Origin of the sequence: Eubacterium ramulus (assembly GCF_045002895.1) — a bacterium.
GTDB lineage: Bacteria > Bacillota > Clostridia > Lachnospirales > Lachnospiraceae > Eubacterium_I > Eubacterium_I ramulus.
The window spans coordinates 570336-584926 of the sequence record NZ_CP173382.1 but is presented as its reverse complement, the minus strand read 5'-3'; the positions used below and the strand labels follow the sequence as shown (position 1 = coordinate 584926).

The 14591-nt window shown below is 43.5% G+C and carries 12 protein-coding genes; 2 read left to right on the top strand and 10 right to left on the bottom strand.

Features of this window, described 5'->3' with window-relative positions; all coding sequences use genetic code 11:
• Nucleotides 1-102 precede the first annotated feature (102 nt).
• The 4 genes from ACIRUQ_RS02650 to ACIRUQ_RS02635 all read right to left on the bottom strand — a co-directional run bounded on the left by ACIRUQ_RS02650 (nt 103) and on the right by ACIRUQ_RS02635 (nt 5276).
• Nucleotides 103-1587 (bottom strand): AAA family ATPase, encoded by a 1485-nt coding sequence (locus ACIRUQ_RS02650; protein WP_055290801.1) that lies wholly within the window; start codon nt 1585-1587, stop codon nt 103-105.
• A 120-nt stretch (nt 1588-1707) separates the two neighbouring features.
• The gene (locus ACIRUQ_RS02645) at nt 1708-2256 is read right to left on the bottom strand and encodes a carbonic anhydrase (protein ID WP_022035385.1); all 549 of its coding nucleotides are present in this window, start codon (nt 2254-2256) and stop codon (nt 1708-1710) included.
• An 81-nt stretch (nt 2257-2337) separates the two neighbouring features.
• Complete coding sequence (locus ACIRUQ_RS02640; protein ID WP_022035384.1) at nt 2338-3936, bottom strand: MBL fold metallo-hydrolase RNA specificity domain-containing protein; 1599 nt, start codon at nt 3934-3936, stop codon at nt 2338-2340.
• A 23-nt stretch (nt 3937-3959) separates the two neighbouring features.
• Nucleotides 3960-5276 (bottom strand): ATP-binding protein, encoded by a 1317-nt coding sequence (locus tag ACIRUQ_RS02635; RefSeq protein ID WP_022035383.1) that lies wholly within the window; start codon nt 5274-5276, stop codon nt 3960-3962.
• A gap of 217 nt (nt 5277-5493) precedes the next feature.
• On the opposite strand from ACIRUQ_RS02635, the gene ACIRUQ_RS02630 reads away from it, so the two are divergent.
• A complete protein-coding gene (locus ACIRUQ_RS02630) occupies nt 5494-6669 on the top strand; it encodes a 5-bromo-4-chloroindolyl phosphate hydrolysis family protein (RefSeq protein ID WP_055290799.1) in 1176 nt (391 codons plus the stop codon).
• 45 nt (nt 6670-6714) lie between these two features.
• Entirely contained in the window at nt 6715-7872 is a 1158-nt protein-coding gene (locus ACIRUQ_RS02625) for a toxic anion resistance protein (protein WP_055290797.1), read from the top strand.
• Between the two features lie 83 nt (nt 7873-7955).
• Here the strand turns inward: ACIRUQ_RS02625 and ACIRUQ_RS02620 are convergent, their stop codons facing one another.
• The 6 genes from ACIRUQ_RS02620 to ACIRUQ_RS02595 all read right to left on the bottom strand — a co-directional run bounded on the left by ACIRUQ_RS02620 (nt 7956) and on the right by ACIRUQ_RS02595 (nt 14515).
• On the bottom strand, nt 7956-9275 hold the full coding sequence (locus tag ACIRUQ_RS02620; RefSeq protein ID WP_021739569.1) for an ATP-binding protein: 1320 nt from the start codon (nt 9273-9275) through the stop codon (nt 7956-7958).
• A 77-nt stretch (nt 9276-9352) separates the two neighbouring features.
• Nucleotides 9353-10030 (bottom strand): response regulator transcription factor, encoded by a 678-nt coding sequence (locus tag ACIRUQ_RS02615; RefSeq protein ID WP_204987662.1) that lies wholly within the window; start codon nt 10028-10030, stop codon nt 9353-9355.
• Between the two features lie 400 nt (nt 10031-10430).
• Nucleotides 10431-11492 (bottom strand): electron transfer flavoprotein subunit alpha/FixB family protein, encoded by a 1062-nt coding sequence (locus ACIRUQ_RS02610; RefSeq protein ID WP_240122430.1) that lies wholly within the window; start codon nt 11490-11492, stop codon nt 10431-10433.
• Nucleotides 11493-11510: 18 nt separating this feature from the next.
• On the bottom strand, nt 11511-12302 hold the full coding sequence (locus tag ACIRUQ_RS02605) for an electron transfer flavoprotein subunit beta/FixA family protein (protein ID WP_021739573.1): 792 nt from the start codon (nt 12300-12302) through the stop codon (nt 11511-11513).
• 14 nt (nt 12303-12316) lie between these two features.
• On the bottom strand, nt 12317-13483 hold the full coding sequence (locus ACIRUQ_RS02600; RefSeq protein WP_161128790.1) for an acyl-CoA dehydrogenase: 1167 nt from the start codon (nt 13481-13483) through the stop codon (nt 12317-12319).
• A 192-nt stretch (nt 13484-13675) separates the two neighbouring features.
• Nucleotides 13676-14515 (bottom strand): 3-hydroxyacyl-CoA dehydrogenase family protein, encoded by an 840-nt coding sequence (locus ACIRUQ_RS02595; protein WP_021740763.1) that lies wholly within the window; start codon nt 14513-14515, stop codon nt 13676-13678.
• Nucleotides 14516-14591 lie beyond the last annotated feature (76 nt).

The window sequence follows — 14591 nt, the reverse complement described above, 5'->3', positions numbered from 1 at the left end:
CCTCATATCATAAGCCGGTATCCGTTCTCAGACTCCTACTTACCAAAAAGACATGGACAGAATCATTGCTTTCGCAAAATCTATCCATGTCTAGTTGAAACCTTACTCCAGCAAAGCTTCCACTGCTGCTGCGTCGAAAGTGACCGATGCCACATGATTTACCTCAATCTGATACAATGCATTGGCAGCGATATGCTCTGCTGCCTGCTCCAGATCACGGATACCGGTAGTGTTTTCATATTTTCTCACAACTACATCCAGACCTTCCGGTGTAACGATACATTCCTGCTCGCTCATGCCCATACGTTTTAATACTTTCGGCAATGAAAAACGTGAGAAAATCGTCTTTTTCTCTTCCGGTGTATAATCCGGGATCTCGATTACTGCAAAACGGGACATCAGCGGTGCACTGATACGGTCTTTGTCATTGGCCGTAGCAATCGGATATACACCGACAGTCGGAACCATGCACTCCATGTAATTATCGGTAAATCCCAGGTTATCCAGCAGTGTCAGCAGGACATCTGCAGGATTTCCGTTCCCCTTTCCGTTGGATGCCTTGTCAAGCTCGTTGATAATAAATACCAGTCCGGACTCACCTGCTGCGGAAAATGCTTCCATAATGATACCCGGTTTTGCATTGGCATAGACACGGGAGCTTCCGGTCAGCTGCTCCGGATCATGAATGGAACTCATATCCAGTGTGGTCCACGGCAGTTTCAGGATACGTGCTACCGCATAGGCAATCTGGGATTTTCCGGTTCCGGCAGGTCCGATCAGAAGAAGACCATACGCTGGCAGCGTGTGCGTACGGTTGATCTGGATAATGGTCTCAATGATACGCTGTTTTACACGCTCCATACCATATAATTCCTCATCCAGGATCCGACGTGCCTCCTCCGGATCAATTGCTTCAAAATAATTACTCTTCCAGCGAATGTTCATCATAATGGACAACGCACGCTGTGCATGCCGGCGCTCCTCCGCGGATACTTCATGGGAACGGGCCACCGCCAGGTTCCGGCGAGCCCACAGACGAATATTATCCGGCAGGGTTCGTCCTGCGCAGTTCATAAAATCTGTAATACTCTGCAGACTGGTCAGCTTCATGCTGTCGCCTTCTTCTTCCTGCTCTTCCTCATCATTCGCCTCTGTCGGTGCATTGCTTGCAAACAGACGCTCCATCATAAACTGCAAAAATCCATCTTCTGCAGATAATTTCGTACCGCCGCCGAACGCAATCTCACGGATTTTATATACCGCATAGCCATCCGGCCGGTTCACACCAGACAGACGCACAGTGATGTGATTTTCTCCCAGCCAGCGGAGCAGACTGACAAAACGAGCATCCATCTGTAAAATATCCGCACTGACTTTGCCATCTTCCTCCTCGAATTCAAAGGATGTGCGTTTTACCGGGTTGGTAAACACACCACAGGAATGATGTTTCCACTGGCGGCTCTGGTTGTCCAGTAACAGAATCGGTGATTCTGCTGTGGCTTCAGATGCATTCGAAAACAACATTGTATATGTACATTCTCCATGAGAATTTTTATCCGGTTTATTATTAAAATCAAATACAGGCATGAAATTTCTCCTTTTGTCTCATTTTGCATTCTCAGAATTCTTCCAAAAAAACTCTCCAAATGCAGATTTCTTTATCCTAACAGTATAACACTGCTTCCGATATAAGAAAAGACAAAACCGCTACTCCACGGAAACTTTTGTCAGTTCTCCGGTCACGGAATCCATGATAAAACCGCGAATCATGATATCCTTTGGCATCAACGGATGTTTCTGAAGTGCAAGGATAGTATCTTTCACTGACTGTTCCACACAGTCGAATCCGCCCAGCCATTTTTCCAGATTGATCCCACTGCTGCGGATAATGTCAATATGCTCCTGGGAAATTCCTCTGTGCGTCAGTTCCTCCAGCAGCTTTCCGCCGTCCATGCCCTGCACGCCGCAGTCCGTATGTCCGATGACCATAACCTCTTCCACACCAAGTTCAATGATGGCAACCAGAAGACTGCGGACCACACTTCCGTATGGATGCGTGATCACGCCGCCGGCGTTTTTAATAATCTTCGCATCACCGTTTTTCAGGCCGAGTGCCGCCGGGAGCAGCTCGATCAGCCGGGTATCCATACAGGTCAGGATTGCAAGTTTCTTGTCCGGATACTTACTGGTCAGATACGGCTCATACGCTTTATTCTCCACAAATTTTTTATTGTACTCCATGATTTCATTAATCATTGCTATCCTCCTCATTTAAACAACGATACATAAAAACAGAACTACTCAGCATGTTTCTGAATAGTTCTATTTTAACAATTATTATCTGTCCCACTTATCACACAGTGCATTGATCTGATCTGCAAATTTCGCCATATCTTTGTTTGCGATTTCTTTGTTCTTGTGGATCACTGCGATCAGGCGCTGACCAGCTGCCAGCAGTCTCTCAAATACCGTATTGCCGGATTTCTTCGTCCTACGTTTTTCGGCCAGTTTGCGGCTGCCCTGAACCACACACAGATTCTGCTGCAGATCATAGATATCACCGCTGTAAGGCGCCACTGCATCCACACCGACCACTTCTTTTAAATGTGCCGCAAAATTATCCGTCACCTGATCCTGCCCATGTACGACAAAAATCCGTTTCGGTTTCTGCTTCATGCCCTGCACCCATGCTGTCAGATGATCCTTATCTGCATGACCGCTGATACCCGGCAAATTCAGGATTTCTGCATTGACATGTACCGTCTCCCCAAAAAGTTTTACTTCTTTTGCACCATTCAGCAACTGGTAGCCAAGCGTACCCGGCACCTGATAGCCTACAAATACAATCGTACACTCTTCCCGCCAAAGGTTATGTTTCAAATGATGGCGGATACGGCCCGCCTCACACATACCGGACGCAGAAATGATTACCTTCGGTGTCTTGATAAAGTTAATACTTCTGGATTCGTCACTGGAAACGGTCGTCTTCAGGCCTGGAAAACCAATGGGATTCACACCGTTTTTGATCATTTCCAGATCCTTTTCCCGGAAACACTCCAGCACATTTTTATTGAAAATATTCGTTGCCTCGATAGCAAGCGGACTATCTACATATACTTCAAAATTCTGGAAAGAAGATAACATCTGATTTTGTTTGATTTTTCTCAGGTAATACAGCATCTCCTGCGTTCGACCTACAGAAAACGCCGGAATCACCACATTTCCGCCTCTGGCAAAGGTTACTGCCAGCACGCGGGCAAGTTCAGATGCATAATCTGGCGGAACCTCATGATTTCTGTCTCCATAGGTCGACTCCATAATCAGATAATCCGCAGATTCCGGAATTTCCGGATCTCGGATCAGGGCACGGTTGCCATTTCCGATATCACCGGAGAAGATCAGCTTACACTCATCCTCCTCTTCCTTAGCCCACATCTCGATAAAGGAGGAGCCAAGCAGATGCCCTGCATCCCGGAAACATACCGTCAATTCATCACACACATGAACTTTTTTGTCATAATCACATGGCACAAAATAATTCAGAACACCCTGAGCATCATTCATACTATACATTGGAACTACTTCCGGCTGTCCGGCTCTTCGGGCTTTCCGGTTTCTCCAGTCTGCCTCAAATTCCTGAATGTGTGCACTGTCCTTCAACATGATATTACAAAGTTGTGTTGTTGCATTTGTGGCAAAAATCTGTCCACGGAATCCTCTTGCATACAACAGCGGCAGCAATCCTGAATGATCAATGTGTGCATGTGTCACAAACACATAATCAATGGCTGCCGCGTTCACCGGAATATCCTGGTTCTCATAGATATCGGCCCCCTGCTCCATACCACAGTCCACCAGAATATGTTTTTCCCCGATTTTCAGATAATGACAACTTCCTGTTACTTCGTGCGCTGCACCAATAAATTCAATTCTCATAGAAAAACCCCCTTCTATACATATTATTTTTCGTTATCCTCTTTGCCCTGCAGATAATAGATAAACTGCTGCGCCGTTCTTCCGGAAATACCTCCATGACTCAGTTCCCATTTATTTGCTTCCGCTTTCAGCTCATCTTCAGACATCTTAATTCCGGATTTTGCTGCCAGATGGATTACAATATCAAAATACTCTTTCTGGCTCGGTTTGGAGTAATTGATGGTAACACCAAAACGGTTGACCAGAGACAGTTTCTCCTGCATGGTATCAGAACGATGCATACCTTCATCCTGCTGTACATCGTTGCGGTCGCTCCATGTCTCCCGGATCAGATGACGTCGGTTGGATGTCGCATAGATCAGAATATTATCCGGTTTCGTCTCCACACCGCCTTCGATGACTGCTTTCAGGAATTTGTATTCAATCTCAAACTCCTCGAAAGAAAGATCATCCATATAAATAATGAACTTATAATTTCTGTTTTTCACCGCTGCAATGACGTTAGACAGATCCTTGAACTGATGCTTGTAAATCTCGATCATACGCAGGCCCTGGTCATAAAACTCATTGACAATGGCTTTGATACTGGTTGATTTACCGGTACCACTGTCACCAAAGAGCAATACATTGTTTGCTTTTTTGCCTTCCACAAAAGCACGGGTATTGTCCACCAGTTTCTTTTTCTGGATTTCATAACCAACCAGATCAGACAGCATAACTTTGTCCATGTTGTTGATCGGTAAAAATACAAGTTTGCTGTCGGTACGATCCTGGATACGGAACGCTTTGTTCAGACCAAACATGCCAACACCATAATCTCTGTAAAATTCGGTTACCGCTGTAAAAAATCCTTCCACATCTCTGGCCTGTTCCATACGGCTGCTCAATGCCTGCACTTTCTCGCTGACGTTTTTATTGTACATCAGCTCTTTTTTCTCAATTGCACGATAATTGGAAATCTGTGTGAAACAGTCAATGCCAAGAGATTTCTCAATTTCAGAAAAATCATACTCAAACAGATTTTTAATGGCAGAAAAATCATTTCTGGCAAAATGATTAACGCTTCCGTCATTGGCACCGATTTTTTCGCAGGTGATACTGAACGGATTTTCATTTGTAATAAGGAAATACGCCAGATAATTGTGCCAGAGATTTTTATCAAAGCCAAAATCGGTTGCGACCGTCAGCAGACGTTTGATCTGGGTATAGACTTTGCGGATCAGTACCGCATTGCTCTGGGTACCTTCCTCGAATTCCCGGAAAATCTCGCCCATCTGATATAAAATACAATCCTCGTCTATATCTCCATACATAATTAATTTTGCAATATCTCTGTACATACTGAAACCTCCTGTACTTTGTACTTCTTTCTTATTCCTTCTGCAGGAAGTCATCTCACATCTGATATTTCCGGCTGTTGGAACTGTTTATGCTTTTTTTATAGTTTATACCCTTTTTTCCACTTTGCCAATAGTTGTATTTTTCTTTCTGATAATGTATCATAGAAACCATGAAACTGTCGTTTTTTCAAATGAAACATCAAAGGAGTAAACATATATGTCAGACACAAACTGGAATGACGTTGGCGATAAGATCAAAGATGCCGTAGATTCCGCCATCTCTACCGGAGATTTTTCCAATCTGAGCCGTTCCATCGGCGATGTCATCAACGATACGATCGACAATGTCAAAGATTCTGTAAAAACTGCCGCACAGCAGAATAAAAAAACATACAGTGCAAACCCATATTACAAAACAATACACACAGAATCGGCACCGGAGCAGCCACAGCCTCCGGCACTGTACAACAAACGTCCCGGCGGTCAGGCAGGTGCTATCATCAGTATGGCACTTGGCTATTCCGTGGGTATTTTTACACTGGCCGGTGTGATCTCATTTATAGCACTCAGTGCAGCCGTTTCCCATATGTTTCTGGTTCCGCTTATCATTTTCGGTATACTTGCAGCCGGTGGTTTTTACCTTGGTACCAGAGGCACCAAAAAGATTCGCCTGCTGAATCGTTATCGAAGCTATGTACGCCAGATTGATCATCGCCTCAGCATTCCAATCCAGCAGCTGGCAGACCGCGCACATAAATCTGTGTCTTTTGTCGCAAAGGATCTGCAGAACATGATCAATCAGCGGCTTTTTTACGAAGCACATGTGGATACGCAGGACAATTACTTCCTGCTTTCCGATCAGGCTTATGAGGACTACCGCAGCGCACGTCTGAAATATTACGAACAGAAAAAAATCATAGAAAAGGAACAGGAAAAACACAAAGTATCTGATGAATGCCAGAAGCTGATCGACGAAGGTCAATCCTATATCCGCCATATCCGGGAATGCAATGACGACATTCCGGGAGAAGAAATTTCCCGCAAGCTGGACAAAATGGAACAGCTGGTGCAGCGGATTTTTGATGAGGTACGGATTCATCCGGAAGTTGCACCGGATTTGCAAAAAATGATGGATTATTATCTGCCAACTACATCCAAACTGCTGGACGCCTACCGGGAACTTGACAAACAGCCTGTTGCCGGCGATAACATCCGCAGCACAAAGGCAGAGATTGAACAGACGGTTGATACCTTGAACGTTGCATTCGAAAAACTGCTGGACAGCCTTTTTGTCGACCGTGCCTGGGATATTTCTTCGGATATTTCCGTACTGAACACCATGCTGGCACAGGAAGGTCTGAAAGAGGACGATTTCACACTTAACAACAAATAGCATTTCCTGCCATTTAAAATCATTATTTAAGGAGAATAAATTACTATGGACAATGAATTCAAAGATTTTACAGCCACACCAACACTGACGTTCGATGTGGCACCGGAAACAAAAGAAGCACCTGCACCAACTGCTTCTTCTGAGCTCGCTGAGCAGGCCGCAGATCCGGCATTCAGTGAAAACAACCTCACACCGGAAGAACTTCAGATGGTCAATGAGTTTTCTCAGAAAATCGATCTTCACAATTCCCAGGCAATCCTGCAATATGGTGTTGGAACACAGAAAAAAATGGCTGATTTTTCTGAAGCAGCGCTGAATAATGTTCGCACAAAAGATCTGGGAGAAGTCGGAAATATGCTCTCCTCACTGGTTATTGATCTGAAGAGCTTTGATGTCACAGAACAGGACAAAGGATTTAAAGGATTATTCAAAAAATCTTCCAACAAGATTACTTCCATGAAAGCAAAATATGACAAAGCAGAAGTAAATGTCAACAACGTATGCACTGCTCTGGAAAATCATCAGGTCACACTCATGAAAGATATTGCCCTGTTGGACAAAATGTATGCAGTCAATCTGACCTATTTCAAAGAACTTTCCATGTATATTCTTGCCGGCAAGAAGAAATTGGAAGAAGTAAGAAACGGTGAACTTGCTGCTGCAGTTGCCAAGGCGAATGCATCCAATCTGCCGGAAGATGCGCAGGCTGCCAAAGATCTGCAGTCCATGTGTGACCGCTTTGAAAAGAAAATCCACGATCTGGAACTGACACGAATGATCTCCATTCAAACTGCGCCACAGATTCGTATGGTACAGAATAATGATACGCTGATGGCAGAGAAGATCCAGTCCACAATCGTTAATACGATTCCACTCTGGAAAAGCCAGATGGTACTTGCGCTGGGCATTGAACACTCTGCACAGGCTGCCAAAGCACAGCGTGAAGTAACAGACATGACCAACGAACTGTTACGCAAAAATGCAGATATCCTGAAAACAGCAACCATCGATACTGCCAAAGAATCTGAGCGCGGTATTGTGGATCTTGAGACACTGAAACATACGAATGAATCTCTGATCAGTACCTTTGACGAAGTACTAAAGATCCAGACCGAAGGTCGTGAAAAACGCCGCAACGCAGAAGCTGAAATGCAGCGTATGGAAGATGAACTGAAAAAGAAACTGCTTGAAATCCGTAATTAAATTCTTGCTGAAAAAACTCCAATGCAGGCACGATAGATTTTCTATCTTCGCCCCGCCTTGGAGTTTTTCCATCTTTGTTCTATTTATGCGTTAAACAAAATTTTTATTTCCGTTCCTTTTCCAAGTTCACTTTCAATCTTCAGCTCTGCTTTATGCATCACCGCAATATGTTTTACAATCGCAAGTCCCAATCCGGTTCCACCGGTCTGTTTGGATCTGCTCTTATCGACACGATAAAAACGTTCAAAGATACGCTCCTGATCTTCCTTTGATACGCCGATTCCGGTATCTTTTACAGAGACAAACGGATGCTGTGCTTCCTCGCCGATCGTAACATTGACAGAACCGCCTACGCGATTGTAACGAATAGCATTATCACACAGATTGTAAATCAGCTCATCCATCATCCGGCGATTTGCCTGGACAACCTCACTTCTACCTTTCACGCGAACAACTACCTGATGCTTATTGGCTTGCATTTCCAGCATATCCTGACAATTCAATGCCATCTCATACAAATCCACCGGTTCTGTATCCACGCACTCTTCTACGGAATCTAACTGCGACAGGCGCAGAATATCATTGATCAATGTCAGAAGACGCTGAGAACTTTTATGGATTTCTCCGGCAAAACGCACAGTATCTTCCCCTTGTGCAATTCCAGACTCAATCAGTTCCGCATATCCGGAAATGGATGTCAGCGGTGTCTTCAATTCATGAGACACGTTAGCCGTAAATTCCTGTCGCATCTTTGAATTTCGTTTTAATTCCCGATGCTGCTGATTGATGGTTTCGATAAACGGCTGAATCTCCGGATATGTCTGCATTTCACTTACTTTTTCCACATCTACCGCCAGCATTTCGATGGGTTCAATAAACCGCTTTGTCATAATATGTCCTAAAATCAGACACAACACAAAAATCCCGGCAAAAATAGCGATTCCCTCCGGAATCAGATAGACACTCAGCTTTGCTACATATGGAATATCCCTGGATACACGGATAATGCAGCCATTATCCAGTTTTTCCGCATAATAAAAGGAAAGTGTTCCTATCGTATTAGAACGTCTTGTTGCTTTTCCTTCCCCATTTTTTAATGCCTGCTGAACCTCCGGGCGCTCCATATGATTTTCCATCTTGCTGGCATTTCCTTTGCTCTCATAGAGCACACTTCCATCTTTGCTAATCAGGGTGATACGCAGCCCATCCGCATTTGCATCATAATTTTGTTCCAGTGTATCTACAATATAATCCGAGCTTGCCAGCACATGGACATCTGTCTGAAGATCCTGGAAAATCTGCTTCTGCAACATCATGAAATATGCCCAGAACGTCAGTCCTATCGTCAATATAATCGCCAGTGCTGCAATTCCAACTAAATTTTTATGAATTTTCTTTCTCATACTTTCTGCCTCGTAAAAAAGATTCTTACCTTCTGATTCACGACCCGGAGCAATAAAGGTCTTACTTTTATGGATTTTTAATCTCTGATATGATTTAAACTATATCCTACATTTCGAACAGTCTGAATCAATTTTCCGGACGGACCAAGTTTCTGACGCAGTGTCTTAATATGCATATCCAACGTACGGGATTCTCCAGTAAAATCCATGCCCCAGATTTCCTCCATCAAACGGTCTCTGGTCAGTACAATCCCTTCATTCATAATGAGATACTTCAGCAATTCATATTCTTTGTAGGTCAGATCACATTTTCCCTGCGCAGTATGCACTTCATGCTTACTGTCATTCAGAATAATGTCCTCAAACTCATACTCTTCTTTTTTCTGAATAGAAGCACTTCTTCGCAGTAACGCTTTTACTCTGGAAATCAGTTCCATCACACCGAACGGTTTGCTCAGATAATCATCAGCACCAAGATCCAAACCTTTTACCTTGTCCAGCTCCGTTGTTTTTGCAGTTACCATGATCACCGGCACCAATACTGTTTTGTGATTTAAACGAAGTTTTTTCAAAATCTGAAGACCATCTTCATCCGGCAGCATAATATCCAGCAGCACCAGATCCGGAATTTGCTCATCCAATGCCGCATAAAAATCCTTTGCATATTCAAATCCCCGCACCTCATAGCCGGAATTTTTTAAAGCAAAGCTTTCAATCTCCTGAATATTCTTATCATCTTCCACAATATAAATCATCATATCTTCCCACCTCATCTACTTCTATTCGCTGACCAAAATCACCCATCAAGTTTCACGTGAATTCGACTTGAAGTTTCTTCGTATCGCAACCACCTGACAGTTTTACTGTCTGACAGCTCTAACTATCTTATTTTATCTAACATTATAAAGACAGTCCGTAAAATGAAATCATATTCTAAGTAAATTCTATGTAAAAAAATTTACATACATTATACCATGTATCTTATTTCGGGTGGCTTAAAATTTAATATCATAAAAAAGTGGCACTTATAATTTTACATCGTAGATAAAGAAAACGTGGTATTTTTCCTCCGTAAGCGATTGTTAGCTACGGAGGTAAAATACCACGTTTTCGATTTATACACTAAAGTTTAAGCCACTGCACAAACTTTAAATTTTACTTAGCTGCCAGAGCTTTTTTGATCTCCTCAGTAAGAAGCGGAACGATCTTGTTCAGATCTCCAACGATACCGTAATCAGCTACGTCAAAGATCGGAGCATCTTCGTCTTTGTTTACTGCGATGATCAGGTCAGACTCTTCCATACCGGCTACGTGCTGGATGGCTCCGGAAATACCGATTGCAAAGTAAACCTGTGGACGAACTGTCTTACCTGTCTGTCCTACCTGCAGATCCTGTGGTTTCCAGCCTGCATCTACAACTGCACGGGAGCAGGATACAGTACCGCCAACAACCTCAGCCAGCTCCTCGAGCATTTTGAAGTTCTCCGGTGTTCCAACTCCACGGCCGCCGGATACAAGGATCTTAGCATCCTGGATGTCTACTACGTCAGCTACGTTCTTAACAATGTCAAGAATCTCTACGTATTTGTTATCCGGTGTGAAGCCTGGGTTGTACTCGATCACTTCCGGTTTTGCATCAGCGATCGGATCGATCTTCTGCATAACACCCGGACGAACAGTTGCCATCTGCGGACGGTTATCCGGGCAAGCGATTGTTGCGATTGTATTTCCACCGAAAGCAGGACGTGTCATCAGTAACTGATTGTGTTTCTGCTCTTTACCCGGCATTGGGTTCAGTGGGAAATCACCGATCTCAAGTACTGTACAGTCAGCTGTCAGACCTGTCTGGACACGTGCGGATACACGCGGGCCAAGGTCACGGCCGATTGCTGTTGCTCCTACTAACATGATCTCCGGTTTGAACTCATTGATCACAGATGCAAGTGCATGTGTATACGGCTCTGTTCTGTATACCTCAAGTTCTTTGTCATCTACAACGATAACTTTATCTGCACCGTAAGCACCAAGCTGAGCTGCAAGGTCTTTTACGTTATGTCCAAGTAATACTGCTACTACTTTCTCATTTAAATCATTTGCAAGATCTTTTGCTTTTCCGAGTAACTCGAAAGCGATCGGGCTGATCTCATTATCAACCTGCTGAGCGAATACATATACGTCTTTGTACTGCTCAATTAAGGATTGTTCCATTGCTGCCATTGTTATTTCTCCTTTCTCTTACAGTCCGCATACATGTTTCTCTGTCATCTTACCAAGCAGATAAGAAACAGCTTCTTCTGTATCCAGTGTGATTTTCTCTCCAGCACCTTTTCTTACTTTGTCGGATGCTTTTGCGATCTTTGTCGGAGAACCTGCAAGACCCATGTTTCCATCTTCCAGTGTCTTCAGTTCTGCTCTTCCCATTGTTGTGATCTCTGCTTCGCATGCATCAAAGATTCCGCCCGGTGTCATGTATCTCGGGTCATTGATCTCTGCAAGGCATGTGATCAGACAAGGCATCTGAGCTTTTACTACATGATATCTGTCATCATACTGACGCTGTACTTTTACAGCATCTCCCTCGATCTCGATCTTACGTGCGTAAGAGATTACCGGGATATCAAGATGCTCAGAGATCTGTGGTCCAACCTGTGCAGTATCACCATCGATCGCCTGACGGCCTGTGATGATCAGGTCGTAATCGCCCATCTCACGGATTGCTGCTGCGATTGTGGAAGATGTAGCCCATGTATCAGCACCACCAAGGCATCTGTCTGTTACCAGAACTGCATTGTCAGCACCCATTGCTAATGCTTCGCGTAATGTATCGCCAGCTTTCGGAAGTCCCATTGTTAAAACAGTAACTTCTGCGCCATACTGGTCTTTTAATCTTAAAGCAGCCTCAAGACCTGCTTTATCATCCGGGTTCATGATTGTGAGCATTGCTGCTCTGTCAAGAGTTCCGTCCGGATTGAACTTTACTCCACCTGCTGTATCAGGTACCTGTTTAATACAAACAATAATCTTCACGATTGTTTTCCTCCTTACTTAAGTAATGCACCAGAAATAACCATACGCTGAACTTCACTTGTTCCTTCGTAGATCTCTGTGATCTTAGCATCACGCATCATACGCTCAACATCGTACTCTCTGATGTAACCATAACCACCATGTAACTGTACGCATTTTGTTGTAACTTCCATTGCAACTTCTGCTGCGTAAAGTTTTGCCATAGCAGCTTCTACAGAATAAGAAACTTTTGCACCGGCCTGGTACTCATCTTTCTTTAATGCAGCTCTGTATACCATTAACTGAGCAGCTTTTACTTTTGTAGCCATGTCTGCTAACTGGAACTGTGTGTTCTGGAACTGAGCGATGCTTCTGCCGAACTGTTTTCTTTCTTTTACATATGCGATTGTTGTCTCTAATGCACCCTCTGCAAGACCAAGTGCCTGTGCAGCGATACCGATACGTCCGCCATCCAGTGTATGCATAGCGATGTTGAAACCTTTACCCTGTTTTCCAAGAAGGTTCTCTTTCGGGATACGGCAATCTGTGAAGATTAACTCATATGTGGATGAACCACGGATACCCATTTTTTTCTCTTTTACACCAAATGTAAATCCTGGTGTTCCTTTTTCAACGATGAAAGCAGAGATCTCTTTCATTGTTCTGCCACGTTTTTCAACTTTTCCTGTAACAGCGATTACGATATATACGTCAGCTTCTTTACCGTTTGTGATGAAGCATTTGGATCCGTTCAGAACCCACTCATCGCCATCTAAAACAGCTTTTGTCTGCTGACCCTGGGCATCTGTACCTGCCATCGGCTCTGTCAGACCGAAAGCGCCCAGTTTTTTACCGGAAGCAAGGTCCGGAACATATTTCTCTTTCTGCTCTGGTGTACCAAATGTAAGGATTGGGTCTACACAAAGGGATGTATGTGCAGATACGATAACACCTGTAGTACCACAAACTTTTGATAACTCCTCTACGCACATAGCGTATGTAAGGATGTCACAACCCTGTCCACCGAGCTCCTTCGGTACAGGAATACCAAGGAAGCCATATTTAGCCATTTTCTCAACGGTTCCAGTTGGGAATTTTTCAGTTTCATCAACTTCCTGAGCAAGTGGTTTTACTTCGTTCTCAGCGAATTCTTTGAAAAGGCTTCTTGCCATTTCGTGTTTCTTACTTAATCCGAAATCCATTTTATACTTTTCCTCCATTTTTAGTGAAGCACAGTCAAAACTCCAAACGACACCAAAGACATGTGTAGCGAAATGCACATGTCTGGCGCCACTCTCCGATATGAACATCGGTATCAGTCATTTTGACTGCCTACTTCTTATATATCTTATAAGGACTATACCCCTTATAATTCGAGAGTAATTATTCTATTCTTATTTGCTGTAATCGTAGAAACCTACGCCTGTCTTGCAGCCAAGTTTGTTTGCACGTACCATTTTTCTAAGTAATGGAGCTGGACGATACTTAGGATCGCCTGTCTCAGAATAGATTACTTCCATGATAGCAAGGCAGATATCAAGACCAATGTAGTCACCTAACTGTAAAGGTCCCATTGGGTGGTTAGCACCTAATCTCATTGCTGCATCAATATCTTCTACGCTTGCAACACCTGCTTCTAATACACAGATACCTTCGTTGATCATCGGAATAAGGATTCTGTTTACTACGAAACCAGCTGCCTCGTTAACCTGAACCGGTGTCTTACCGATTTTTTTGGAAATCTCAACGATTTTATCTCTTAAATCATCCGGAGTATTTGCTCCCTGGATTACCTCGATCAGTTTCATTACTGGTGCCGGATTGAAGAAATGCATTCCGATTACCGGTCTGTCAAGACCTGCACCAATCTCTGTGATGGATAATGAAGATGTATTTGTTGCAAAAATACAGTCAGCCGGAACAATTTCCTGAAGCTCTTTGAATGTCTGTTTTTTGATTGCCATATCCTCTAATGCTGCTTCAACTACTAAATCAGCATCTGTACAAATATCTTTTGTACCTGTGGTAATTTTAGCAAGGATTGCATCAGCTTTGTCCTGATCCATTTTGCCTTTTGCGATTCTTTTTTCGAATCCTTTTGCGATTTTTTTCTTGCCGTTTGCAGCAAACTCATCATTGATATCACATAAATATACTTCATAGCCTTCTGTCTGTGCAAAAGCCTGTGCGATACCTGATCCCATTGTTCCTGCTCCAATAATACCAACTTTCATGATATGTCCTCCTTAAAATGAAAATATATACTAACATGAAACATAGCGACTGCCATACCCAAACAATCTTGTCCAT